Raw genomic sequence first — 25,009 nt, forward strand, 5'->3', positions numbered from 1 at the left:
GCAGGACGTGAGCCCTGGCTCGCGCTACAACGCGAATTACAGGTCGAGCAGCAGACGAGCCGGATCTTCCAGCGCGTCCTTCATCGCGACCAGCGACAGGACGGCTTCGCGGCCGTCGATGATGCGGTGGTCGTACGACATCGCGAGGTAGTTCATCGGGCGGATCACGATCTGGCCGTTCTCCACCACAGCGCGTTCCTTCGTGGCGTGCACGCCGAGGATCGCCGACTGCGGCGGGTTGATGATCGGGGTCGACAGCATCGAGCCGAACACGCCGCCGTTCGAGATCGAGAACGTACCACCCGTCATTTCTTCGATCGACAGCTTGCCGTCCTTGGCCTTCTGGCCGAATTCGGCGATCTTCTTTTCGATGTCGGCGAGGCTCATCTGATCTGCATTGCGCAGGATGGGCACCACCAGACCGCGCGGCGAACCGACTGCGATACCGATGTCGAAGTAGCCGTGGTAGACGATGTCGTTGCCGTCGATCGACGCGTTGACGAGCGGGAACTTCTTGAGGGCGTGAACGGCAGCCTTCACGAAGAACGACATGAAGCCGAGCTTCACGCCATGTTCCTTCTCGAACTTGTCCTTGTACTTGTTGCGCAGGTCCATGACCGGCGCCATGTTCACTTCGTTGAACGTCGTGAGGATGGCGTTGGTTTGCTGCGACTCGAGCAGACGCTCGGCGATACGCGCACGCAGACGCGACATCGGCACGCGCTGTTCCGGACGGTCGTTGAGCCAGTTCGCAGCCGATGCCGGTGCGCTGACTTGCGGCAGCGACGGCTTGGCGGCAGCAGCGGACTTGGCAGCCGGTGCAGCAGCCGGAGCGGCCTTCGGTGCGCCTGCGCCGAGCACGTCCTGCTTCGTGATGCGGCCGTCACGGCCCGTGCCGGCGACGTCGCCGCCCGACAGACCCTTCTCCGCCATCAGCTTCGACGCTGCGGGCGATGCGACGGTGCTGCTGGCCGTCGATGCGGCGACAGCAGCAGCCGGTGCAGCTGCGGGAGCAGCGGCAGCAGCCGGAGCGGCGGCGGCTGCGGGAGCCGCAGCGGCGCCAGCCTTGCCTTCCGTGTCGATCTTCGCGATCACTTGTTCGCTTTCGACGGTCGCGCCGTCGCCAACGAGGATCTCGGCCAGCACGCCGGCAGCCGGCGCGGGCACTTCGAGCACGACCTTATCGGTTTCGATCTCGATGACGACTTCGTCCTGGGCAATTGCTTCGCCCGGCTTCTTCTTCCACTGCAGCATCGTGCCTTCCGACACCGACTCCGAAAACTGCGGGACCTTGACTTCTACGATAGCCATGTGATTTTCCTGAATACGTATCTGGGTACGAACCGGGTCGCGCACGTGAGCGCGGGAAAGCGCGCATCGTTGAACGCACGCCTTCCCGGTTCGATTTGCTCTCTGTGCTTACTTCGCGACCTGCGCGCCCTTCAGGCGGCCGAATGCGCCTTCGATCAGCGTCTTCTGCTGCTCGTAGTGCTTCGCGTAGTAGCCAACCGCCGGCGATGCGGAAGCAGGACGGCCGCTGTACGCGAGCTTCATGCCTTCCTTCATGCCTTCCTTCAGGTGGTGCTCGATGTAGAACCACGGGCCTTGATTCTGCGGCTCGTCCTGCACCCAGACCACTTCGGTCGCGTTGTCGTACTTCTTCAGCTCCGCTTCGAACTGCTTGTGCGCGAACGGATAGAGCTGTTCGATACGGATGATCGCGACGTCGTTCGCCTTCGCTTCGCGGCGGTGCGCGACGAGGTCGAAGTACACGCGGCCCGAGCAGGCCACCACGCGCTTGACCTTCTTCGCGTCGATGGCTTCGTCCACTTCGCCGATGACCGGCTGGAACGTGCCCTTCGCGAGTTCCGACAGATCCGACACGGCTTCCTTGTGACGCAGCAGCGACTTCGGCGTGAAGATGATGAGCGGCTTGCGGAACAGGCGGATCATCTGGCGGCGCAGCACGTGGAAGATCTGAGCCGGCGTGGTCGGCTGAACGACCTGCATGTTGTGCTCGGCGCACAGCTGCAGGAAACGCTCGATACGTGCCGACGAGTGCTCCGGACCCTGGCCTTCGTAGCCGTGCGGCAGCAGCATCGTGAGACCCGAAACGCGGCCCCACTTCACTTCGCCCGACGAGATGAACTGGTCGATCACGACCTGCGCACCGTTGACGAAGTCGCCGAACTGGCCTTCCCACGCGACGAGCGTGTTCGGTTCAGCCGTCGAGTAGCCGTATTCGAAGCCGAGCACGGCTTCTTCGGACAGGACCGAGTCGATCACCGTGAACTGCGCCTGGTTTTCGCCGATGTTCTGCAGCGGCACGTACGTGCCGTCGTCCCAGCGTTCGCGGTTCTGATCGTGCAGAACGGCGTGGCGGTGCGTGAACGTGCCGCGGCCCGAGTCCTGTCCCGTCAGTCGAACGGCGTAGCCCGAAGCGACCAGCGACGCGAACGCGAGGTGCTCGCCCATGCCCCAGTCGAGCTTCGCTTCGCCCTTGCCCATCGCGCGGCGGTCGTTAATGACGCGCTCGACCAGCGGGTGAACCTTGAAGTTCTCGGGGATCGTGGTGATGCGCTCGGCCAGACGCTTGAGTTCGGCGAGCGGCACGGCCGTATCGGCGGCGTCGGTCCACTTGCGGTTCAGGAACGGCACCCAGTCCACCGCGTACTTGCTCTTGTAGTTCGAGAGCACGGGGTCGATCGTATGGTGGCCTTCGTCCATCGCGGCGCGGTAGGCCTTGACGTAGTTGTCGCCGTCTTCCGCCGTGATGACGCCCTGCTGCACGAGCTTCTCGGCGTAGAGCGCACGGGTGCCCGGGTGCTTCGCGATCGTCTTGTACATCAGCGGCTGCGTGACCGCCGGCGTGTCCTGCTCGTTGTGACCCAGCTTGCGGAAGCAGATGATGTCGACCACAACATCCTTGTGGTACTGCATGCGGAATTCGACCGCGAGCTGGATAGCCAGCACGACCGCTTCCGGATCGTCGCCGTTCACATGCAGCACCGGCGCTTCGATCATCTTGACCACATCGGTACAGTAGAGCGTCGAGCGCGCATCGCGCGGGTCCGACGTCGTGAAGCCGATCTGGTTGTTGATGACGATGTGCAGCGTGCCGTGCGTGCCGTAACCGCGCGTTTGCGCGAGGTTCAGCGTTTCCATCACGACGCCCTGGCCTGCGAAGGCCGCGTCGCCGTGGATCTGCACCGGCAGCACCTGCAAGCCGTCCGCGTCGCCGCGACGATCCATACGGGCCTTCGCCGAGCCTTCGACCACCGGGTTGACGATTTCAAGGTGCGACGGGTTGAACGCGAGCGACAGGTGGACCGGACCGCCTTCGGTCGAGACGTCCGACGAGAAGCCCTTGTGGTACTTCACGTCGCCTGCCGGCAGGTCGTCGACGTGCTTGCCTTCGAATTCGGCAAAGAGGTCAGCCGGCATCTTGCCGAGCGTATTGACCAGCACGTTCAGACGACCACGGTGGGCCATGCCGATGACGATTTCCTGCACGCCCTTCGCGCCAGCGTGGCGGACGACTTCGTCCATCGCGGCGATGAAGGACTCGCCGCCTTCGAGCGAGAAGCGCTTCTGGCCGACGTACTTGGTGTGCAGGAAGCGCTCGAGGCCTTCGGCGGCCGTCAGGCGCTGCAGAATGTGCTTCTTCTTGTCGTTCGTGAAGTTCGGCGTCGAGCGGATCGACTCGAGGCGTTCCTTCCACCAGCGCTTTTGTTCAGGATCGCTGATGTACATGTACTCGGCGCCGATCGTGCCGCAGTACGTGTCGCGCAATGCCTTGACGATCTCGCGCAGCGACGCACGCTCGAAACCGAAATACAGGTTCGTGGCGCTGAACGTCTGGTCCATGTCGGCTTCGGTGAAGTCGTAGAACGCAGGTTCGAGCTCGGGGATAGGCGGACGCTCGCGGCGCTTCAGCGGATCCAGGTTGGCCCATTGCGAGCCCAGGAAGCGATATGCGCCGATGAGGGACTGAACGTAGACTTGCTTGCGAGCCGTTGCGAGGTCTTCGCCGCCACCCTTGGGGACGAATGCATTGGCTTTTGCGCGCTGCGCGAACGACTCGACGATCGGCCCGTGGGCGATGTCGTTGTCGGCCGTGCCACTCGACGACGGCACGTTTTGCAGTGCGTCGAAGTATTCACGCCAGGTGTCCGGAACGGACGCAGGGTTGTCAAGATATGCTTCGTATAGCTCTTCGACATACGGAGCATTGCCGCCGAACAGATAGGAGTTCAGCTGGAATTGCTTCATCGTTTCCGACATTTACGCTCACCTTTCTTCGAGTTTCTCGAGAAATAGCGGGTTACTCAACCTTCCGCGCCACGGCCTGACCGTTTAGCGGATTGCGAATCAAGTCTGCTTGGAAGGACCTAAATCATGCATCCGCGGAGTATAGCGCATATGCGCATCTCGCCACAGGATGCAATGCGACCGAACACCACGCGGGAACCCTTTTTATATGGGCCTTTGCGGCATTCGCAATGCTCTCTTCCCGCAGCGCAATGCAATCCCCGCCAGACGCAAAAAAGCCGCCCATCAAGCGGCGGCTTTTCTGTGAGTCTGTTTGCATTGCAGTGCGGCAAAAAAGCAATAAAACTGCAAATTATTCGGCACCGGCTTCGCGGCTTGCGCGGCGACGCTCGTGTTCCTTCAGGTGGCGCTTGCGCAGACGGATCGATTGCGGCGTGACTTCCACGAGTTCGTCGTCGTCGATGAATTCCACTGCGTATTCGAGCGACATCTGGATCGGCGGCACGAGGCGCACGGCTTCGTCGGTGCCCGAGGCGCGCACGTTGGTGAGCTGCTTGCCCTTGATCGGGTTCACGACGAGGTCGTTGTCGCGGCTGTGAATGCCGATGATCATGCCTTCGTACAGCGCGTCGCCCGGCTTCACGAACATGCGGCCGCGATCCTGCAGCTTCCACAGCGCGTAGGCGACAGCGGCGCCGTCATCCTGCGAGATCAGCACGCCGTTGCGGCGCTCGCCGAGCGTACCGTCCTTGACCGGACCGTAAGCGTCGAACACGTGGCTCATCAGGCCCGTGCCGCGCGTGAGCGTCATGAACTCGCCCTGGAAGCCGATCAGGCCACGCGCCGGAATACGGTACTCGAGACGCGTGCGGCCACGGCCGTCCGAAGCCATGTCGAGCATTTCGCCCTTACGGCGGCCCAGCTCTTCCATCACACCACCCTGGTGGGCGTCTTCGACGTCCACGGTCAGCATTTCGTACGGCTCCTGCTTCACGCCGTCGACTTCGTGCAGCACCACGCGCGGACGCGACACGGCCAGCTCGTAGCCTTCGCGGCGCATGTTTTCGATCAGGATCGTCAGGTGCAGTTCGCCACGGCCCGAGACTTCGAACGTGGTTTCGTCGCCCGTGTCCTTCACGCGCAGCGCGACGTTGTGGTTCAGTTCCTTCGTCAGACGATCGCGGATCTGGCGGCTCGTCACGAACTTGCCTTCCTTGCCGGCGAGCGGCGACGAGTTCACGAGGAAGTTCATCGTGAGCGTCGGCTCGTCCACCGTGATCATCGGCAGCGCTTCGGGCGTGTCGACCGCGCAGATCGTCGCGCCGATACCGATGTCTTCAATACCGTTGATCAGCACGATATCGCCGGCCTCAGCCGATTCGACCTGGACGCGCTCCAGGCCGCTGAACGCCAGCACCTGGTTGATCTTGCGGTTCATGACCTGGCCTTCCGGACCGAAGCGCAGCGCAACCGGCTGACCCGGCTTGATACGACCACGCTTGATACGGCCCACGCCGATGCGGCCAACATACGCCGAGTAGTCGAGCGAGGTGATCTGGAGCTGCAGCGGGCCTTCCGGATCCGCATCGCGAACCGGCACGTATTCGAGCACGGCGTCGAACAGGGGACGCATGTCGCCTTCGCGCGCGTCCGGCGACAGCGAAGCGTAGCCGTTCAGGCCCGAAGCGTAGACCACCGGGAAGTCGAGCTGTTCTTCGGTCGCACCGAGCTTGTCGAACAGGTCGAACGTCTGGTTGATCACCCAGTCGATACGCGCGCCCGGACGGTCGATCTTGTTGACGACGACGATCGGCTTGAGGCCGAGCGCCAGCGCCTTCTTGGTCACGAAGCGCGTTTGCGGCATCGGGCCTTCGACCGCGTCGACGAGCAGCAGCACCGAGTCGACCATCGACAGCACGCGCTCCACTTCACCGCCGAAGTCGGCGTGGCCCGGGGTGTCGACGATATTGATGTGGGTGCCTTCGTACTCGACCGCGCAGTTCTTCGAAAGAATCGTGATACCACGCTCTTTTTCGATGTCGTTCGAGTCCATCACGCGCTCGGCGACCTGCTGGTTGTCACGGAACGTGGCGGTCTGACGGAGGAGCTGGTCGACGAGCGTAGTCTTGCCGTGGTCGACGTGGGCAATGATGGCGATGTTGCGAAGAGCGCGGGACATAGGAACCTGGGTACAGTTGAGTGCGCCGCGCATGCCCTGCTGGCAGGCCCGGCAAGGGCACGCGGCCGCCGCTTCGATCCGCCCCGGATTACTTGCCGGCGGGTCAATTCAGCATCGCTGCGATGACGCACTTTTGGGAACCTGAAATTATAGCACGCGCAGATGAATTGATCTTGCGCATATAAGGAAGCACCCTGGAACGGGATGCCTGGCGTCGCAACCGCACAACGCGTGCGATGAAAACCGGCGCAAGCGCCGGCAGGCCGATCGCGCCACATTTTCCCATGTCCACGGGGCCGGATTAAGCCCCTACTCTGCAAAGGTTTCTCGGCAAAGGCAGAATAAACCTTGCCGCGTCAACTAACCGCCCCTATAATTCCTGCCTGGTCAACCATTGCAGTCGCAGCAGAATCTCATGACGGATCCGACTCCCACGCCCCCGCCCGAAGTCCGCGATTACGACCTTGGCGAGAGCGTCGGCTACCTGATCTCGCGGGTGAAATCGACGATGTCGAACATGGTCACCCAGCGCGCCGTTGCCGAACTCGGCGTCACGAGCCAGCAGGCCAGCATCCTGTTCATGGTGGCGAGCGGCAAGTGCACGCTCGCAGCCGAACTCGCCCGCGAGTACGGCATCGACGCGAGCGCCGTCACCCGGCTCGTTGACCGGCTTGAGAAGCGCGGGCTCCTGAAGCGCGTGCGCAGCTCCGAAGACCGTCGCGCGGTGCGCCTCGCGCTCACGCCCGAAGGCCTTGCCATCGCCGCGCGCATGCCGGCGATTTTCCGTAGCGTCACAGAGCATCTTTCGGCCGGATTCACACCCGAGGAGGTCGGCTTCCTGAAGAGCATGTTGCGGCGGATTCTTTCGAATAGCTGCGAAGCTAACCAGAGTTCGAGCCCGAATCCGCCCGAGAATTGATGACGGGGCAAGCAAATTTGAAATCGCCGAACAAGAAAATAGCTGCATCGTCCAGTATCACCACACACTCTCACGCATCGAGACGAGCAATGAAATCCCAAACCGAGTTTGCGCCAGTTCCGGCCGTGCGGGCGCTGTCCTGCCGGGCGGCGGTCGCCGCCGCGGTCGCGGCGCTCGCCCTTTCGGGTTGCGCGAACTACATCGGCATCAAGAGCGACAAGACCATCGATCAGCCGCAGCAGTTCGATAGTTCGCAAAGCATTCCGGCGCAAGGCGGCCAGTGGCCGACGCTCGACTGGGCGAATCAGTTCGGCGACCCGCAGCTGCCCAAGCTGATCGACGAGGCGCTCGAAGGCAGCCCGACCATCGCTCAGGCGCAGGCGCGACTTGCCAAGGCTTCGTCGTACATCGAGACCTCGCGCTCGGCGCTCTTCCCGAAGGCCAACCTCAGCTATTCGTGGACCCGCGAGCTGTACTCGGCCAACGCCCTCTTCCCGCCCCCGTACGGGGGCACCTGGTATAGCGAGAACAACGTGCTCGCCAGCGCCTCGTGGGATCTGGACCTCTGGGGCAAGAACCGCCAGCGCCTCGCGCAAGCCGTGTCCGCGCAGCGCGCCGCCGAGGCGGACATGCAGCAGGCACGCGTCACGCTCGCCTCGTCGGTTGCACGCACGTACAACCAGCTCGCCCAGCTTTATGAGCTGCGCGACATCGCCGTGCACGAGATCGACAACCGCAAGACCATCGGCACGATCACGAACGGCCGCGTGGTCGCGGGGCTCGACACCAACGTAGAAAAGCAGACCGCGAACGGCAACATCGCGACGAGCCAGGCCAACCTCTCGCAGATCGACGGCCAGATCGAAACGACGCGCTACCAGCTCGGCGCGCTGCTCGGCAAGGGCCCGGACCGCGGCCTGCAGATCGGGCAGCCAGTGCTCAACCCGATGGCCAACGTCGCGCTCCCCGACAATCTGCCCGCCGACCTGCTCGCGCGCCGCCCCGATATCGTCGCCGCGCGCTGGCAAGTGGAAGCCGCGATGCACGACGTGAAGGAAGCCAAGGCCGAGTTCTACCCCGACGTGAACCTCGCGGCCGGCTTCGGCTTCGATGCGTTCGGCTGGGGCAAATTCCTGAACTTCACGAGCCGCCAGGCACAGTTTGGGCCGGCCGTGCATCTGCCGCTCTTCGACGCGGGCGCGCTGCGTGCGCAACTGAAGGGCCGCTACGCCGACTTCGAACTCGATGTGGCGAACTACAACCAGACGCTCATCGGCGCGTTCCAGGACGTGGCGACGAACGTCTCGACGATCCGCTCGGCCGACAAGCAGCTCGTGGACGCGGATCGCGCGCTCGACGCGTCGACCAAGGCCTGGCAGCTCGCTGTGATCCGCTACAAGGCGGGGCTCTCCGAGCAGCTTCAGGTACTCACCGCCGACCAGAACCGCCTCGCCGCGGAACAGACGGTGTCGAACCTGAAGGCACAGCGCCGCGACCAGCAGATGGCGCTCATCAAGTCGCTTGGCGGCGGCTTCGAAGCGCAAGGCGCGGGACTCACGCCGCCGACCGAGGTCGGCAGCGAAGCGCGCGGCCAGAGCGACGTGAACGGCGCACCGTGGCGCGGTACGCGCTCGCCGCAGAACGCGGCGGCATCGACGAACGCGGCAAACGCCGCGCCCACGCCGAATTGAGCGCCGAGCAGTACACGAACATCAAAAACTGAACGAACAGCACGCAAGCATCCGGAGATCCTTCCATGAGCACCCCCCAGCAGCCGGCGGCCCCGCAGCCGAACGCGAACAGCGGCAAGCGCAAGCGCATGATGACGCTGCTTGTCCTCGTGATCGTGATTGCAGCCGTTGCCTACGGCCTCTACTACTTCCTCGTCGCGCGCTTTACCGAGAGCACGGACGACGCCTATGTGAACGGCAACGTCGTGCAGATCACGCCGCAGGTCACCGGCACGGTGATCGCACTGAAGGCGGACGACACGCAAACTGTGAACGTCGGCGACCCGCTCGTGCTGCTCGACCCGGCCGACGCGCGCGTCACGCTCGAGCAGACTGAAGCGCAACTCGCGCAAACCGTACGCCAGGTGCGCGGCCTCTTCGCCGACGACAGCCAGTACGAAGCGCAAGTCGCCCAGCGCCAGTCCGACCTCTCGCGCGCGCAAGACGACCTGCGCCGCCGCATGCAGGTCGCGCAGACGGGCGCCGTCTCGCAGGAAGAGATCTCGCACGCCCGCGACGCCGTGCGCAGCGCCGAAGCCGCGCTCGAAGCCGCCCAGCAGCAGCTCGCCGCGAACCGCGCGCTGACCGCGAACACGACCATCGCCAACCACCCGAACGTGGAAGCCGCCGCCGCCAAGGTGCGCGACGCCTATCTGGCGAACGCACGCAACACGCTGCCCGCGCCGGTGACCGGCTACGTGGCCAAGCGCTCGGTGCAGGTGGGTCAGCGCGTCTCGCCGGGTAATCCGCTCATGTCGGTGGTACCGCTGAACTCGCTGTGGGTCGACGCCAACTTCAAGGAAGTGCAGCTCAAGCACATGCGCATCGGCCAGGCGGTCGAGATGACGGCCGACGTGTATGGCTCGTCGGTGGTCTATCACGGCAAGGTGGTGGGCTTCTCGGCGGGTACGGGCTCGGCCTTCTCGCTGCTGCCCGCGCAGAACGCCACGGGTAACTGGATCAAGGTGGTGCAGCGTCTGCCGGTGCGCATCTCGCTCGATCCGGAAGACCTGCAGAAGCATCCGCTGCGTATCGGCCTGTCGATGCAGGTGGACGTGAACATCCGCAACGATTCGGGCACGCAGCTCGGCAATGCGCAGAACACCGTCTACGAAACCGACGTGTTCGCCAAGTACGGCGCAGAAGCCGATGCGGAGATCGCGCGCATCATCGCCGAAAACGCCGGCCCGAACGCGCACAAGGCAGCCAGCAGTGCCAACAGCGGCGCCAGCAACAGCGCGACCGGCAATGCAGCCGCCAAGGCGCAGGTGTCGTCCGCTCACGCGGCGAAAGCCGGCGCGAAAGGCTGATTGAAGCCCTGATTAAAGCACTCGCAAACGACGGCGCGGGCTGATCCTCAGCCCGCGCCGCTTTGTTTCGCGTGCCCTCCAACAGGTCAACAGGAAAGGACGCAATGGCAGCACCACAACCACCCGTCGCGCATCCCCCGCTGCAGGGCGCGCAACTCGTCATCGGCACCATCGCCGTGTCGCTCGCGGTGTTCATGAACGTGCTCGACACCTCGATCGCGAACGTATCGATCCCGTCGATCTCGGGCGACCTCGGCGTGTCGTCGGACCAGGGCACGTGGGTCATCACCTCGTTCGCGGTGGCCAACGCGATCTCCGTGCCGCTCACGGGCTGGCTCACCGACCGCATCGGCCAGGTGCGCCTCTTCATGGCGTCGATCATCCTGTTCGTGATCTCGTCGTGGCTGTGCGGCCTCGCGCCCACGCTGCCCTTCCTGCTCGCCTCGCGCGTGCTGCAAGGCGCCGTGGCCGGCCCGATGATCCCGCTTTCGCAAACGCTGCTGCTCGCGAGCTATCCGCGCGCGAAGGCGCCCATGGCGCTCTCTATGTGGTCGATGACCACGCTGATCGCGCCGGTGGCGGGCCCGATTCTGGGCGGCTGGATCTCCGACAACATCTCCTGGCCGTGGATCTTCTACGTGAACATTCCGGTCGGGATCGTGGCCGCGTTCGCGACGTGGGCGATCTTCCGCAATCGCGACTCGGTCGTGAAGAAGGCGCCGATCGACGGCGTGGGTCTCGCGCTGCTGATCGTCTGGGTGGGCTCGCTGCAGGTGATGCTCGACAAGGGCAAGGACCTCGACTGGTTCTCGTCGACCACGGTCGTCGTGCTCGCGCTCACCGCGATCATTGCGTTCGCGTTCTTCGTGGTGTGGGAACTGACCGCCGATCACCCTGTAGTCGACTTGTCGCTGTTCGCGCGGCGCAATTTCACGGGCGGCACGATCGCACTTTCGGTGGGCTACGGCCTGTACTTCGGCAACCTCGTGCTGCTGCCGCTGTGGCTGCAGACCGACATCGGCTACACCGCCACCGACGCGGGTCTCGTGATGGCGCCCGTGGGCTTCTTCGCGATCCTGCTCTCGCCGATCACGGGCAAGATCCTGCCGCGCACCGACCCGCGCTATATCGCGACAACGGCGTTCATCGTGTTCGCGCTGTGCTTCTGGATGCGGTCGCGCTACACGACGGGTGTGGACACCTGGGCGCTCACGCTGCCCACGTTGATCCAGGGGATCGGCATGGCGGGCCTTTTCATTCCGCTCGTGTCGATCACGCTTTCGGGTCTGCCGGGCCATCGCATTCCGGCGGCGTCGGGCCTGTCGAACTTCGTGCGGATCATGTGCGGCGGTATCGGCACCTCGATCTTCGAGACGGCCTGGGATCACCGCACGACGTTTCACCACGCACGCCTGACCGAAGTGGCAACGCCGACCAATCCGGTCTTCAACCAGTCGATGCAGCAGTTCCAGGGCGCGGGTCTCGATCCTTCCCAGGCGCACGGGCTCTTCGACCGGATGCTCTCGCAGCAGGCCGCACAACTCGGCGTGAACGACCTGTTCTGGATTTCATCGGTGATCTTTATCGTACTGATCGCGCTCATCTGGATCACGCGGCCCGAGCGTTCCGGTGGTGCGGACGCGGGTGCGGCGGCTTCGGCGGCGCATTGAAGTTGATGCGTTAGCGCTTGTCGCTGCCCATAGCAAAACGGCACGTCCGGTTGTTCACCGGCGTGCCGTTTTTGTTGGTGCGCTCCTGGCGCGATTCGAGTTCGCTCAGGCTGCGCCGCTCACTACCAGCCGCTCCGGCGCAAGCACGCCGTTCGCGGCCTTCGCGACGCCGAGCAAACGCCCATCTTCCGCATACACGCGCACACGTTCGGCCGCTTCGCAAACCGCGCGATCGAGCACCAGCTCATTGAGCGGCAGGCGCTGGCCATGCGTGAAGCGGCGCGCCGCTTCTTCATTGAGCGTCAAGGCGGGGAACGTGGAGAGCAGCGCATCGACGGGACGCAGCCAGGTGTCGCGCACAGGCTCATCGGCAGCGGTGAGCGCGTCGAGCGTCACCGCATGTTCGAGCGTGAGCGCACCTACGCCTGTGCGCCGCAGCATCACGAGATGCGCACCGCAGCCCAGCGTCTCGCCGATATCTTCGGCCAGCGTGCGCACGTACGTACCCTTGCTGCAGGTCACGCGAAACGTGACCTCGGGCGCCTCGGGCAGCGCGCACGCGATCATCTCGAGCGCCAGGATCTTCACCTCGCGCCCTTCGCGTTCGACCGTCTGGCCCGCACGTGCGTATTCATAAAGCGGCTTGCCATCGCGCTTAAGCGCCGAATACATCGGCGGCACTTGCACGATGTCGCCGAGAAAGCGCGTCATCGCTTCGCGCACCGCGGCTTCGTCGCAGTTGACCTCGCGCGTTTCGATCGCCTCGCCTTCGGCGTCGCCGGTGGCAGTGCGAATGCCAAGGCGCATGGTCGCTTCGTACGTCTTGTCGGCTTCGAGCAGATCCTGCGAGAACTTGGTCGCTTCGCCAAAGCACAACGGCAACAGGCCCGACGCGAGCGGATCGAGCGTGCCGGTGTGTCCCGCCTTCTTCACGCGATAAAGCCGCTTCGCGCGAATCAGCGCGTCGTTGCTGGAAAGGCCAACGGGCTTGTCGAGCAGCAGCACGCCGTCGAGCAGGCGGCGCGGCACCTTAGGTCGGGCCGCGCCCTGATTCTGTTTCGATGATGCAGTCATTGCCCGCGTCAGTCGTCCTTCGCGCGCGTCGCGTTTGCTTCATCGATCAGACGCGACATCTCGACACCCTTCTCGACCGACTGGTCGTAGTGGAAATGCAGCGTCGGCACGGTGTGAATGTGCAGGCGCTTGAAGAGCTGATTGTGCAGGTGGCCGGCGGCGTGATTGAGCGCTTCCTGCGTGGTCTTCGGGTCGCCCGTGAGGGTCGTGAAGTAGACCTTGGCGTGCGCATAGTCAGGCGTGAGCTCCACGCTCTGGATCGTCACGAGCCCGACTCGCGGGTCCTTCACTTCGCGCATCAGCTCAGACAGATCGCGCTGGATCTGATCCGCGATCTGCACATTGCGATTCGGGGAAGTACGTTTTTTCGGCATGATGGTTCCACCTCTTTATCTACGAGGCATTCAGGCGGCGTTGCGTCCATGAAGGCGCACACTGGCCGCACAAAAACAAAACGGGCGGGGCTGGCCAGCGCCTGCCCCGCCCGTTATCGGCAAGCGGGCAGGCCCGAAGGCCCACCCGCAGGCGCCGCTGTATTACAGCGTACGCGCGACTTCGGTGATCTCGAACACTTCGAACTGGTCGCCTTCGACGATGTCGTTGAAGTTCTTGATCGACATACCGCACTCGAAGCCTTGCTTGACTTCCTTGACGTCGTCCTTGAAGCGCTTGAGCGAGTCGAGTTCGCCGGTATGGATGACCACGTTGTTGCGAATCACGCGCACCGACGACGAACGCTTGACGAAACCGTCCGTGATCATACAACCCGCGATCAGGCCGACCTTCGGCACGCGGATCACCTGACGCACCTCGGCCATACCCGTCACCGTCTCGCGCTTCTCCGGCGCGAGCATGCCGGACATCGCCGCCTTCACCTCATCCACTGCGTCATAGATGATGTTGTAGTAGCGGATGTCGATGCCGTTCGCCTCGGCCACCTTACGCGCCTGTGCATCCGCACGCGTATTGAAGCCGATGATGACCGCCTTCGAAGCCGTTGCCAGGTTGACGTCCGACTCGCTGATCGCGCCGACCGCGCTGTGCACGATCTGCACGCGCACTTCGCTGGTCGACAGTTTGAGCAGCGATTGCACGAGCGCTTCCTGCGAACCCTGCACGTCCGCCTTGACGATGAGCGGCAGGTTCTGCACTTCGCCCTCGCCCATCTGCTCGAGCATGTTTTCGAGCTTCGCGGCTTGCTGCTTCGCAAGCTTGACGTCGCGGAACTTGCCTTGACGGAACATCGCGATTTCACGCGCCTTGCGATCGTCCGGCAGCACGATGACTTCTTCGCCCGCGCCCGGCACTTCCGAGAGACCCTGGATTTCGACCGGGATCGACGGGCCGGCTTCCTTCGTGGGCTTGCCCGTTTCGTCGAGCATGGCGCGCACGCGGCCGTAGGCGCTACCTGCCAGTACGACGTCGCCGCGATTGAGCGTACCCGACTGGACGAGAATCGTTGCAACCGGACCCTTACCCTTGTCGAGCTTCGCTTCGATGACGATGCCCTTGGCCGGCGCTTCGACCGGTGCCTTCAGTTCCAGCACTTCGGCTTGCAGCAGCACGTTTTCGAGCAGATCGTCGATGCCCGCGCCGGTCTTCGCCGACACCGGCACGAACGGCGAGTCGCCGCCGTACTCTTCCGGCACGACGCCTTCCGCCACGAGCTCCTGCTTCACGCGCTCGGGGTTCGCATCGGGCTTGTCGATCTTGTTGATCGCGACGACGAGCGGCACGCCCGCAGCCTTCGCGTGCGAGATCGCTTCCTTCGTCTGCGGCATCACGCCGTCGTCGGCCGCGACCACCAGAATGACGATGTCGGTTGCCTTGGCACCGCGAGCACGCATGGCCGTGAAGGCCTCGTGACCCGGCGTGTCGAGGAACGTGATGACGCCACGCGGCGTTTCGACGTGATATGCGCCGATGTGCTGCGTAATGCCGCCCGCTTCGCCCGCTGCAACCTTGGCGCGGCGGATGTAGTCGAGCAGCGACGTCTTGCCGTGGTCGACGTGACCCATGACGGTGACGACCGGCGGACGCGGCAGTTGCTCGGCGTCCGTACCCGTGGCCTGACCTTCGACCAGCAGCGCTTCCGGATCGTCGAGCTTCGCGGCAACCGCACGGTGGCCGAGTTCCTCGACGATGATCATCGCCGTTTCCTGGTCGAGCATCTGGTTGATGGTGACCATCTGGCCCATCTTCATCATCGCCTTGATGACTTCCGATGCCTTCACGGACATCTTGTGCGCGAGGTCGGCCACCGTGATGGTTTCCGGCACGTGCACTTCACGCACGATCGGCTCGGTCGGCGCCTGGAACGTCGATGCGTCCTGGTGACGGCCACGGCCCTTCGGGCCACCGCGCCAGCCGCGATCCACGCCGCCCGACGAGTCGCCGCGCGTCTTGATGCCACGGCGCTTGGCCGCGTCGTCCTGCCAGCCGCCCTTGCCTGCGCCCGGCTTCTTGTTGCGGTCGCCCGCGCCTGCACCCGGCGCGCTCGTCGAAGGCGCGGCCGTCGTGGCCGGCTTCTTCGCCGCGGCGCCGGCACCGGTGGCCGGACGCGCCGGCGCACCTTCCGGACGGGCCGGCTTGTGCAGCGTGCCCTTGGCTTCGGCGGGCTTGGGCGGCTCGACGGGCTTGGGCGGCTCGGGCGCCTTCACCTGCGCCTTGCGCGGCGTGTTCATCATTTCGCGGATCGCGCGCGCTTCGGCTTCGGCAGCCGCGCGGCGGCGGGCGATCTCGTCCTGTTCCTTCTGCGCCTTGTCGGCGGCTTCGCGTGCGGCGGCTTCGGCCTTCTGGGCCGCTTCGCGCTGCGCGGCGCGCTCGGCTGCGGCGCGCTGTTCTTCTTGCTGGTCCTGCGCTTGCTTCACTTCTTTCGCTTCCGCTTCGGCATTGCGCTGCGCGGCCACGGCCTGAGCGGCCAGTTCGCGAGCGGCGGCGTCGGCCGCTGCCTTCTTCTTTGCTGCTTCTTCTTCGGCACGGCGGCGCTCGGCCTCGGCGGCCTCTTCGCGCGCACGGCGCTCCGACTCTTCACGCGCGAGCAGTTCCTGGCGCTCCTTGAGCTCCTGCGCCTGACGCTCGAGCAGTTCTGCTTCGCGGCGTGCTTCTTCCTCGCGGCGCTGCAGCTCCGCCTCTTCGGCGGCAGCGGCTGCGTCGGCGGCATGATTCGATGCCTCCGCCTCACCGGCGGACTCGTCGCGGCGGACGAACGTGCGCTTCTTGCGCACCTCGACCTGAATGGTGCGAGCCTTACCCGTCGAATCGGACTGCTTGATTTCCGACGTATGCCGTTTCGTCAGCGTGATCTTGCGCTTGTCTGCATCAGTCGAGCCGTGAGACTTGCGCAAGTGGTCGAGCAGACGCGCCTTGTCCGTTTCGGACAAGGAGTCGGCTTCGCTCGCTTTCGTGACGCCCGCCGCCTGCAGCTGCTCCAGCAGCACGCCGGCAGGCATCTTCAGTTCCGCGGCAAATTGGGCTACGTTGTTACTCGCCATTCATTCCTCTTAATGCAAGGACCGATTCCTTGCGGTTGACATCGGGTCATGCGGCCTTAGGCGCCTTGCTTCCCGCAAGGCTCCGCCGCGATCAGATCAGTGGGTCATGGTCGCTTCCTGCTCGTCGCGCCCTGGAGTCGTTTCCCGTTGCCGGGTCACTGGAACCAGTGCTCACGTGCCTTCATGATCAACGCCTTGGCGGCGTCCTCTTCCATTCCCGTCATTTCGACCAGCTCGTCCACGGCCAGCTCGGCGAGCTCGTCGCGGGTGTGAACTTCATGCTGCGCCAGTTTCGCGAGCAGGTCCGGGTCGATACCGTCCAGACTCTTCAGGTCCAGCGCGGCGCTTTCCACCTTCTCCTCGTTCGCGATAGCCTGCGTGAGCAGTGCGTCGCGAGCGCGGTTGCGCAGCTCGTGCACGGTGTCCTCGTCGAACGCCTCGATTTCCAGCATTTCGTTGAGCGGCACGTAGGCGATCTCTTCGAGGCTCGTGAAGCCTTCGTCGATCAGGATGTCGGCGACTTCTTCATCCACGTCGAGACGCGCCATGAACAGGTCGCGCAGCACCGTGCGCTCCTGATTCTGCTTTTGCGCGGATTCATCCGGCGTCATGATATTGATTTGCCAGCCGGTCAGTTCGCTGGCGAGACGCACGTTCTGGCCACTACGGCCAATCGCGACCGCGAGTTCGCTCTCGTCGACCACGACGTCCATCGAGTGCTTTTCCTCGTCGACGACGATCGACTGCACGGCAGCCGGCGCGAGCGCGCCGATCACGAACTGGGCGGGATCTTCCGACCATAGCACGATGTCGACGTTTTCGCCACCGAGCTCGTTGCGCACAGCCTGCACGCGCGAGCCGCGGATGCCGACGCAGGTGCCGATCGGGTCGATGCGCTTGTCGTAGGCCACCACGCCGATCTTGGCGCGTACACCCGGATCGCGCGCCGCCGCCTTGATTTCGAGCAGGCCTTGCTCGATTTCAGGCACTTCCATTTCGAACAGCTTCATCAGGAACTCGGGCGCCGTGCGCGAGAGTTCGATCTGCGGGCCGCGCGCGGTGCGGTCGACCTTGCCGATCCAGGCGCGCACGCGGTCGCCCACGCGCAGGTTTTCCTTCGGAATCAGCTGATCGCGGCGCAGCAGCGCTTCCACACGACCGGATTCGACGATGAAGTTGCCCTTGTCCATGCGCTTGACCGTACCGGTCATGATGCTTTCGCCGCGCTCGAGGAAGTCGTTCAGGATCTGCTCGCGCTCGGCGTCGCGCACCTTCTGCAGGATGACCTGCTTGGCGGCCTGCGCGCCGATGCGGCCGAACTCGACCGAAGGCACCGGCTGCTCGACGAAACCGTCGATCTGCGCTTCCGGATCCTGCTCGCGTGCTTCGAACAGCAGGATTTCCTGGTCCGGCTCCTGCAGGCCCGCCTCGTCGGGCACGACGCGCCAGCGGCGGAACGTTTCGTGTTCGCCGCTTTCGCGATCGATATGCACGCGGATATCCGCATCCTCGTCGAAGAGTTTCTTGGAGGCTGACGCAAGCGCCGCTTCAAGGGCGGCGAACACCACGTCCTTGTCGACATTCTTCTCGCGTGCCAGCGCATCCACCAGCATCAACACTTCGCGACTCATTGTTTGCGGCTCCTAAAGTCAACTTTGGGGACAAGGCGTGCTTTGTCGATGTCTGCGAGCGTGAAATCGAGCATCGCAGGGCCCGCCTTCCCTTCGAATTCCAGACCGATGGATTCGCCTTCGGGAGCATGCACGATACCCCGGTACGATTTCCGTCCGTCCAATGGCTTTTTCAACGTGATTACCGCTTCGCAGCCTGCGAAGCGTTCGAAGTCCGCCAGTTTTTTCAGCGGACGGTCGAGACCAGGCGACGAAACCTCGAGCCGCTCGTAGTCGATGTTCTCGACCGTCAGAACGTGCTGCAGCTGACGCGTGACCTTCTCGCAGTCCTCGATCGCGATCCCCGCGGGCTGATCGATGAAAATGGTCAGCATGCCGCGCCCGGTGCGCTCGAGGTCGACCAGCTCGTAACCGAGCCCGGTGACCGTGGTTTCAATCAGTTCCGTCAGTTGCACAATGCCCACTCCAGATGTTCTGCGCAGCGGGCCAGCAACTTCCTTCGCTCTAATTCTTGCTTCGCTAGGGATTCGCGGGCCGCGCGCCAGGTGAGCGCGCGCGCTTCTCACCTACTTGCCCCACGATGACGAACGACCCGGCGCGTTGTCTTTGGACAGCCCCAAATTGACAATGCCGAACGTGAAACGTCGGCATCTGTTGATAAGCAATTTGGGGCGAACCAAAAAAAAATGGGCGAAACGCCCATCTTCTCACTTAGCCAGGTGGTCGCACCTGGGGCGCGAATTACACGCAGATAAACAGCCGCACGCCCAGCGACTTTGTGATTCTAGCCTTTTTTGCACATTAACGCAAATCCGCGGTCAAGCCTGAATCGCCTTTTGCCGTTATTTACGGGCTCGCGAGGGGGATTTTCCGGCGTTTTGCACGCAATCCGTACGCATTGGCAACGACAGCGGCTGCGGATACCGCGCTAACCACGCGCATTGCCACCGTTAACTGGCCGCGACGCCCGCCGCATGGCGCGGCCGGGCGTCACGCGCCTCGCGGTTAGTGGCCGCGTGTGCGGTTGCGCGGCGTGCCACGCTGGCCGCCGCGGCTATTGCCGCCTGCGCGGTTGCTATTGGGGTTGGCATTGCCGCCGTTGCCCGGTCCGCTGCGACGATTGCCGTTGGCATTGCTGCCGCCCGCACGCTTGCCCGCCGCGCCGCCCGGCGCACGGTTGCCGTCCACATCGCGGCCGCCCGTACGGTTGCCGCCACGGCCGCCGCCGAAGCCGGAGCCCGCGCCGAAGTTGCCGTGACCCGCACCGCCGCCGAAGCCGCCCGGCGCACCGCGCCGTCCTTGACCCTGACGCGGCTGACCCATCGCCCCGTGCGAGCTCAGAACCGGCTCGCGGTTGATGAAGCCCATGGACGTCTGCATCGGATCGGGCTGGCGACGCTCCTGCTCCTTGCCGCCGCGACCGCCCTTCTCTTCGCTCGGCGCCTTCAGACCGACCGCTGCCATCAGCGCGCGCACCTGGTTGTCTTCGAGCTCTTCCCAGCGGCCGCGCTTGAGGCCCTTGGGCAGCGCAATCGGGCCGTGGCGCGTCCGGATCAGGCGGCTCACCATCAGGCCTGCCGCCTCGAACATACGCCGCACTTCGCGGTTACGGCCTTCGGCCAGCGCGACGTGATACCAATGATTCGTGCCTTCGCCGCCGCCGTCGCGGATGCGCAGGAAGCTCGCGGGACCATCTTCGAGTTCGACGCCCTTGAGCAGCTTCTGGCGCATCCCCTCGCTCAGTTCGCCGACCACGCGCACCGCGTACTCGCGCTCCACGCTATAGCGCGGGTGCATGAAGCGGTTTGCCAGATCGCCCGAGGTCGTCAGCATCAGCAGACCTTCGGTGTTGAAGTCCAGACGGCCGACCGCGAGCCACTTCGCCGTTTTCATCGGCGGCAGGCGGTCGAACACCGACGGGCGGCCTTCCGGATCGGCGTGGCTCACGATTTCGCCGGTCGGCTTGTGGTAGATCAGCACGCGCGGCGGCTTGTTCTGCAGCTTGCGCTTGATGGGCTTGCCGTTGATGCGGACCTGGTCGGTCGGCAGAATGCGCTGGCCAATGTGCGCGGGCTCGCCGTTCACCGAGACGCGCCCGGCGATGATCAGCTCCTCCATGTCGCGGCGCGAGCCCATGCCCGCATCCGCCAGCACCTTATGCAGTTTCGGCGCGTCGTCGTCGGGGCTCAGCACGCGCTTGGGCTGCTGGGCGCGGCCGCGGCGCAGCATCGGTGCGCGCACGCCCGAACCGGCGCCGTTGTCGGCGTCGAACGCCGGCGAAGTCACGTAGAGGAACAGATCGTCCTGCGTGGACTCGCCCGTGGCGGCAGCCGGCTGGCCTTCACCGCGGCCCTGGCCCTTCTGGCGCTTAGCCGCGCCCTGTTGACGCTCACCCTGGCGCTCGCCTTGACGCTCGCCCTGCCCGGCGCCGCCTGAATTCTGACGGCGGCCCGGCTTCTTCGCGCCGCTTTCCTTGCGCGGGGCGCGCTCGGGCGCGGCTTGCGGCTCGGCGGCAGGCGCTGCGGACGCGTCGGCGCCCTCCGCGCCTTCGGCGGCCTTGGCCTTCGCGCCCGCGCGGCGGCGCGCGATCAGGCTGCGCGGCCCGCGGCGCAGACCACGGCGCGGACGCTCTTCGCCCTCGCCGCCCTGTGCTTCGCCTTCGACCTGCGAAGCACGCGTGTCGTCGTCGCGCGCGGAGGACGCGCGGCGAGCGGATTCGGACGCGTCGGTCGAATCGGTGTCGTGGATATCAGTCAAAACAACCTCAAAATGTCAGGTTGCGCGCCCGCTTGCGGGGCGCGTCAAAAATGCTTGTTGCTTCAGATGCCGCGTCGTGCGGCTTCGTCGTCCGTCGTCGAGACGGGGTCGTCCTGCGCCGCGTCGCGGCGGTCTTCGTGTTCTTCGTCGCCCGCCGCATCTGCTGCGTGCGCGGCATCCTGCGCGTAAGCATCCGGGACTGACCCGTGCTGCGCGAGGCTTGCTTCGTCATGTACCGCGTCGCCCGGGGCTTCGGCTGCGTATGCAACGCTTGCGCCTGTCACCTCGTGCGTAGTTGCCGCTTCGTGCGAGTCGTGCCTTTCGTGCGCATCGCCCTCGTGCTGCCCGCATGTTTCGACTCCCGGCGCTTCACTCTGCGCTACCGCATCTTCCGGGCCTGCGGCGTCGGCGTCAGCGGCGACCGCCTCGGGCTGCCCTTCCGCGACGAACTGCGCCGCCGCGCTATCGGGAAACTCGATCGCATGCTGGGCAAGCAGTTGCTCGCCGAACTGGCTCGACGGATCGTCGAGCGGCGGCAATTCCTCGAGCGACTTCAGTCCGAGATCATCGAGAAACTCCCGCGTCGTTGCATAGAGCGCCGGGCGTCCCGGCACGTCACGATGACCGATCACTTCGATCCAGTTGCGGTCCTCGAGCTGTTTGACGACCTGCGTATTGACCGTGACGCCGCGAATTTCCTCGATGTCGCCGCGCGTGACCGGCTGCCGGTACGCGATGATCGCGAGCGTTTCGAGGACCGCGCGCGAATAGCGCGGCGGCTTTTCGGGGTGCAACCGGTCAAGGTACGTCCGCATGGCCGGCTTGCTCTGAAAGCGCCAGCCCGACGCGAGCCCCACCAGCTCGACGCCGCGCCCGGACCATTCATGCCGCAGGTCTTCGAGCAGGTTGCGGACCGTGTCGGCCGAAATGTCGTCGGCAAACAGTTTGCGCAGTTCGCCGATTTTCAACGGCTCCTGCGTGCAGATCAATGCAGTCTCGAGGACGATTTTCGCCTCTTGGGTATTCATGCAGCCAGGTCAGACCCTAAGTAAGGTAAATCAGGTTCAAGGAACCGGATCAGACAGACGAAAGACGATATGGAACTGGAGACGCGCTCGCCCGATTCTGATCGGTCATATTGATGGGAGCACGCACCGGGGGGCCGAAATTCAGGCAAAGAGCCAGACCCAGCCGGAGGGAGCCGCGAAATTCCCGCAGGGAATCGCTTGACTGAGCGCCATATTACGCAAAAACGTTGGGTGCGTAAAGACGCCATTCCGCATGAGCTGCCTCATTTTAACCCCGCCCCCGCCGCCTGGTGCGTCCTCGCGCCACGGCGGCCTGACGCGCCCCGGCACCCGTTAATGCGCCCCCACCGCTTCCAGGTAACGCGCGAGCCGCTCGACGCCCGCGTCGAGCCGCGCCGGGTCGCACGCGTAGCACCAGCGCACGAAGCCCTCGCCTTGCGGTCCGAACGCGCTGCCCGGCGCGAGCCCGAGTCCGGCGTCGCGCACCAGCGCCTTGCACAGCTCAAGGCTGTTCTGCGCGCCAGCCAGCCGGAAAAACAGGTACATCGCGCCATGCGGCACTTTCACGTCGACGCCGGGCAGCGTCGCAAGCGCGGCGGCGAGGTGGTCGCGCGAGGCGCGCAGATCGGCCACAAGCGCGCGCGTGAACGGCTCGCCGTGCTCGACCGCGGCAATGCCCGCCTGCTGCACGAATGAAGGCGCGCACGAGGTGTTGTACTCGACCAGTTTGCTCAGATCGTCGGTCAAGCTACGCGGCACAACCATCCAGCCGAGCCGCCAGCCGGTCATGAGCCAAGCCTTCGAGAACGAATTCACGCAGATCAGCCGCTCCTCGCGCGACGCGATGTCGAGGAACGAGGGCGCGGTGCGCTCGCTGGCGTCGCCGTAATAAAGACGCTCGTAGACCTCGTCGGCCACGACCCAGATGCCGAGGCGCCGGCAATGCTCGAGCACAGCAAGCTGCTGCTCGCGCATCATGACCCAGCCCGTCGGATTGTTCGGCGAGTTGATCATGAGCAGGCGCGTATCGGGCGTAAGCGCCGCCAGCAGCCGGTCGAGATCGAGCGTCCAGCCTCGCTCCCCGTAGCTGAGCGAGACCGTCTCGACCGTGGCGCCGAGAATCTTCGGGATTTCGACGAGGTTCGGCCACAGCGGCGTCACCGCCACCACCCGGTCGCCCGCCCCCACGACGAGCTGCGCCGCCAGCATCAGCGCATTGACACCGGCGCTCGTCACCGCGAGGTTGTCCACCGGCGTCGCGCCGTGCAGCCCGCTCACGTAGCGTGCGAGCGATTCGCGCAGCGGCGCGATGCCGAGGTTGTGCGTATAGAACGTGTCGCCGCGCCCGAGCGCCTCGGCGGCGGCCTCGCGGATGAACGGCGGCGTCACGCGGTCGGACTCGCCGAACCAGAACGGCAGCACGTCGGGCACGCCGAACCCGGCGTTCGCCACTTCGCGGATCTGCGACGAGCGCAACGCACGCACCGCTTCGCGCGGCAGAGAGACTGACGGATCGAGATCGCTCATCGGGGTTTCGGGTGACACAGAATGTGGGAAAACGTGAAGTGTAGCGCGCAGCCGGGCGCCACGAGGTCCGCGCCTGCAAGCGCGGCGCGGCGGTTTCAGTGCTTCGCTTCGGGCTGGCCGGCGAGTTGACGGATCAGCGACCAGACCGCCTCGGCGGCCGGCGACAGCGAGCGATCGCGGCGCCGCACTAGCTCGACGGTGCGTTGCGCGCGCGGCACGAGCGGCCGTGCGAGCAAGGGCGCGCCCGCCGGTACGGGCAGCGCGAGCCAGGGCAACACGCTGATGCCCACGCCTGCTTCGACGAGGCCGAATACCGTGGCGGGATGGCCCAGCTCCTGCACCACGCGCGCGCGCACGCCCTGCTCGCTCATCACCGCGTCGATCAGCGGGCGGCTGCCCGAAGCGTAGTCGAGCATGACGAGGCGCTCACCGTCCAGCTCCTTCCACGAGACCTCCTGACTCAGCGCGAGCGCGTGGTCGCCGCGCACCACCACGCAGAACGAGTCCGTAGTCAGACACTCGGTTTCGAGATCCTCAGCGGCAAAGGGCCCGATGATGACTCCGAAATCCACCTCGCCCGAGCGGATCTTGCGGACCACATCGCTCTGCACGTCGTCACGCAACCCGAGCGTAATGTAGGGAAACTGCCGCCCGCACGCGGCCACGACCGGTGGCATCAAGCGGCATGCGACCGTCGGGCTCGCCGCCACGACGACGCGGCCGCGCCGCTGCTCGCCAATCTCGCGGATTTCGCGCAAGGCGTCGTCCAGATCGTTGAGAAGGCGCGGAATGCTCGCGATCAGGTTCGCGCCGACATCCGTGAGCTGAACCTCGCGCGTGGTCCGATCGACGAGCTTCACGCCGATTTCGGCTTCCAGCTCGCGCACACATCGGCTCACCGCCGACTGCGTGAGCCCGATTTCGTCCCCGGCCCGGCTAAAACTCTGCAGCCGGGCAACCTCAATGAAGACCCGCAACTGCCGCAGCGTCACATTCATCCGCTCGCCTCATGAATTGTTCGTTTTCATGCAATTTTATGCCGAATGCGCACTGTTACGGGTAACAGCACGACACCCCCGACTGTTCGCGGCAATGCAGCAATACGGCGCAAACGCACGCAGGACGGGCTTGGGTGCACAAGATTGGTGATTCTCCCGATTTCTTCGATATGTGTTTTCGAGTCTTATACGCCCCTGGCAATCTCCCGCGCGGGCTTGGCGCCACGCGGCTTCAAGACGAGAACGTACGTGCTGGCACGGTTTTCGCATTAAGGCACGCACAGGTTCGATGGATGTTCCGGAAGCATGCAGTCCGGGACGATCCAGCCGGGCCCGCCTGGTACTCCGGCATCCGGCCGGGAGTACATGAAGAGTGCGCAGCGCGGGGCAGCGCACCGGAGATAGCTTCGCTGAGGTGAA

Annotated in this window: 16 protein-coding genes; 4 read left to right on the forward strand and 12 right to left on the reverse strand. The window is 64.8% G+C overall.

What is annotated here, in order from left to right; genetic code table 11:
- Positions 1-36: 36 nt before the first annotated feature.
- From odhB to typA, 3 genes are all read right to left on the reverse strand, one after another.
- Complete coding sequence (gene odhB / locus FAZ97_RS08205; protein ID WP_158757996.1) at positions 37-1,311, reverse strand: 2-oxoglutarate dehydrogenase complex dihydrolipoyllysine-residue succinyltransferase; 1,275 nt, start codon at positions 1,309-1,311, stop codon at positions 37-39.
- Between the two features lie 108 nt (positions 1,312-1,419).
- Entirely contained in the window at positions 1,420-4,284 is a 2,865-nt protein-coding gene (locus FAZ97_RS08210; protein ID WP_158757997.1) for a 2-oxoglutarate dehydrogenase E1 component, read from the reverse strand.
- Positions 4,285-4,624: 340 nt separating this feature from the next.
- A complete protein-coding gene (gene typA, locus FAZ97_RS08215) occupies positions 4,625-6,451 on the reverse strand; it encodes a translational GTPase TypA (RefSeq protein WP_158757998.1) in 1,827 nt (608 codons plus the stop codon).
- Between the two features lie 415 nt (positions 6,452-6,866).
- On the opposite strand from typA, the gene FAZ97_RS08220 reads away from it, so the two are divergent.
- From FAZ97_RS08220 to FAZ97_RS08235, 4 genes are all read left to right on the forward strand, one after another.
- Positions 6,867-7,370, forward strand: coding sequence for a MarR family winged helix-turn-helix transcriptional regulator (locus FAZ97_RS08220; protein WP_158757999.1), 504 nt, complete (start codon positions 6,867-6,869; stop codon positions 7,368-7,370).
- 89 nt (positions 7,371-7,459) lie between these two features.
- Positions 7,460-9,061: an efflux transporter outer membrane subunit gene (locus tag FAZ97_RS08225; protein ID WP_158758000.1), complete on the forward strand. Its 1,602-nt coding sequence runs from the start codon at positions 7,460-7,462 to the stop codon at positions 9,059-9,061.
- A gap of 65 nt (positions 9,062-9,126) precedes the next feature.
- Positions 9,127-10,410: an EmrA/EmrK family multidrug efflux transporter periplasmic adaptor subunit gene (locus tag FAZ97_RS08230; protein ID WP_158758001.1), complete on the forward strand. Its 1,284-nt coding sequence runs from the start codon at positions 9,127-9,129 to the stop codon at positions 10,408-10,410.
- A gap of 104 nt (positions 10,411-10,514) precedes the next feature.
- A complete protein-coding gene (locus FAZ97_RS08235) occupies positions 10,515-12,080 on the forward strand; it encodes a DHA2 family efflux MFS transporter permease subunit (RefSeq protein WP_158758002.1) in 1,566 nt (521 codons plus the stop codon).
- 105 nt (positions 12,081-12,185) lie between these two features.
- Here the strand turns inward: FAZ97_RS08235 and truB are convergent, their stop codons facing one another.
- The 9 genes from truB to FAZ97_RS08280 all read right to left on the reverse strand — a co-directional run bounded on the left by truB (position 12,186) and on the right by FAZ97_RS08280 (position 24,589).
- A complete protein-coding gene (gene truB / locus FAZ97_RS08240) occupies positions 12,186-13,154 on the reverse strand; it encodes a tRNA pseudouridine(55) synthase TruB (RefSeq protein WP_158758003.1) in 969 nt (322 codons plus the stop codon).
- Between the two features lie 8 nt (positions 13,155-13,162).
- Entirely contained in the window at positions 13,163-13,528 is a 366-nt protein-coding gene (rbfA, locus tag FAZ97_RS08245) for a 30S ribosome-binding factor RbfA (RefSeq protein WP_158758004.1), read from the reverse strand.
- Positions 13,529-13,690: 162 nt separating this feature from the next.
- The gene (infB, locus tag FAZ97_RS08250) at positions 13,691-16,648 is read right to left on the reverse strand and encodes a translation initiation factor IF-2 (RefSeq protein ID WP_158758005.1); all 2,958 of its coding nucleotides are present in this window, start codon (positions 16,646-16,648) and stop codon (positions 13,691-13,693) included.
- Positions 16,649-16,803: 155 nt separating this feature from the next.
- Positions 16,804-18,279: a transcription termination factor NusA gene (nusA, locus tag FAZ97_RS08255; protein WP_069267875.1), complete on the reverse strand. Its 1,476-nt coding sequence runs from the start codon at positions 18,277-18,279 to the stop codon at positions 16,804-16,806.
- A complete protein-coding gene (gene rimP, locus FAZ97_RS08260; protein WP_028204813.1) occupies positions 18,276-18,734 on the reverse strand; it encodes a ribosome maturation factor RimP in 459 nt (152 codons plus the stop codon). The genes nusA and rimP overlap by 4 nt, the downstream gene beginning before the upstream one ends.
- A gap of 550 nt (positions 18,735-19,284) precedes the next feature.
- Positions 19,285-21,036 (reverse strand): 23S rRNA pseudouridine(2605) synthase RluB, encoded by a 1,752-nt coding sequence (rluB, locus tag FAZ97_RS08265; RefSeq protein ID WP_158758006.1) that lies wholly within the window; start codon positions 21,034-21,036, stop codon positions 19,285-19,287.
- 62 nt (positions 21,037-21,098) lie between these two features.
- On the reverse strand, positions 21,099-22,064 hold the full coding sequence (scpB, locus tag FAZ97_RS08270; protein ID WP_158758007.1) for an SMC-Scp complex subunit ScpB: 966 nt from the start codon (positions 22,062-22,064) through the stop codon (positions 21,099-21,101).
- A gap of 333 nt (positions 22,065-22,397) precedes the next feature.
- Complete coding sequence (locus FAZ97_RS08275; RefSeq protein ID WP_158758008.1) at positions 22,398-23,591, reverse strand: pyridoxal phosphate-dependent aminotransferase; 1,194 nt, start codon at positions 23,589-23,591, stop codon at positions 22,398-22,400.
- A gap of 95 nt (positions 23,592-23,686) precedes the next feature.
- Entirely contained in the window at positions 23,687-24,589 is a 903-nt protein-coding gene (locus FAZ97_RS08280; RefSeq protein WP_158758009.1) for a LysR family transcriptional regulator, read from the reverse strand.
- Between the last annotated feature and the right edge of the window lie 420 nt (positions 24,590-25,009).

The sequence above is a fragment of the Paraburkholderia acidiphila genome (assembly GCF_009789655.1).
GTDB classification, from domain to species: domain Bacteria; phylum Pseudomonadota; class Gammaproteobacteria; order Burkholderiales; family Burkholderiaceae; genus Paraburkholderia; species Paraburkholderia acidiphila.

Coding starts and splice junctions, on each gene's coding strand:
- odhB (WP_158757996.1), bottom strand. CDS start 1,311: ATGGCTATCGTAGAAGTCAAGGTCCCGCAGTTTTCGGAGTCGGTGTCG.
- FAZ97_RS08210 (WP_158757997.1), bottom strand. CDS start 4,284: ATGTCGGAAACGATGAAGCAATTCCAGCTGAACTCCTATCTGTTCGGC.
- typA (WP_158757998.1), bottom strand. CDS start 6,451: ATGTCCCGCGCTCTTCGCAACATCGCCATCATTGCCCACGTCGACCAC.
- FAZ97_RS08220 (WP_158757999.1), top strand. CDS start 6,867: ATGACGGATCCGACTCCCACGCCCCCGCCCGAAGTCCGCGATTACGAC.
- FAZ97_RS08225 (WP_158758000.1), top strand. CDS start 7,460: ATGAAATCCCAAACCGAGTTTGCGCCAGTTCCGGCCGTGCGGGCGCTG.
- FAZ97_RS08230 (WP_158758001.1), top strand. CDS start 9,127: ATGAGCACCCCCCAGCAGCCGGCGGCCCCGCAGCCGAACGCGAACAGC.
- FAZ97_RS08235 (WP_158758002.1), top strand. CDS start 10,515: ATGGCAGCACCACAACCACCCGTCGCGCATCCCCCGCTGCAGGGCGCG.
- truB (WP_158758003.1), bottom strand. CDS start 13,154: ATGACTGCATCATCGAAACAGAATCAGGGCGCGGCCCGACCTAAGGTG.
- rbfA (WP_158758004.1), bottom strand. CDS start 13,528: ATGCCGAAAAAACGTACTTCCCCGAATCGCAATGTGCAGATCGCGGAT.
- infB (WP_158758005.1), bottom strand. CDS start 16,648: ATGGCGAGTAACAACGTAGCCCAATTTGCCGCGGAACTGAAGATGCCT.
- nusA (WP_069267875.1), bottom strand. CDS start 18,279: ATGAGTCGCGAAGTGTTGATGCTGGTGGATGCGCTGGCACGCGAGAAG.
- scpB (WP_158758007.1), bottom strand. CDS start 22,064: ATGAATACCCAAGAGGCGAAAATCGTCCTCGAGACTGCATTGATCTGC.
- FAZ97_RS08275 (WP_158758008.1), bottom strand. CDS start 23,591: ATGAGCGATCTCGATCCGTCAGTCTCTCTGCCGCGCGAAGCGGTGCGT.
- FAZ97_RS08280 (WP_158758009.1), bottom strand. CDS start 24,589: ATGAATGTGACGCTGCGGCAGTTGCGGGTCTTCATTGAGGTTGCCCGG.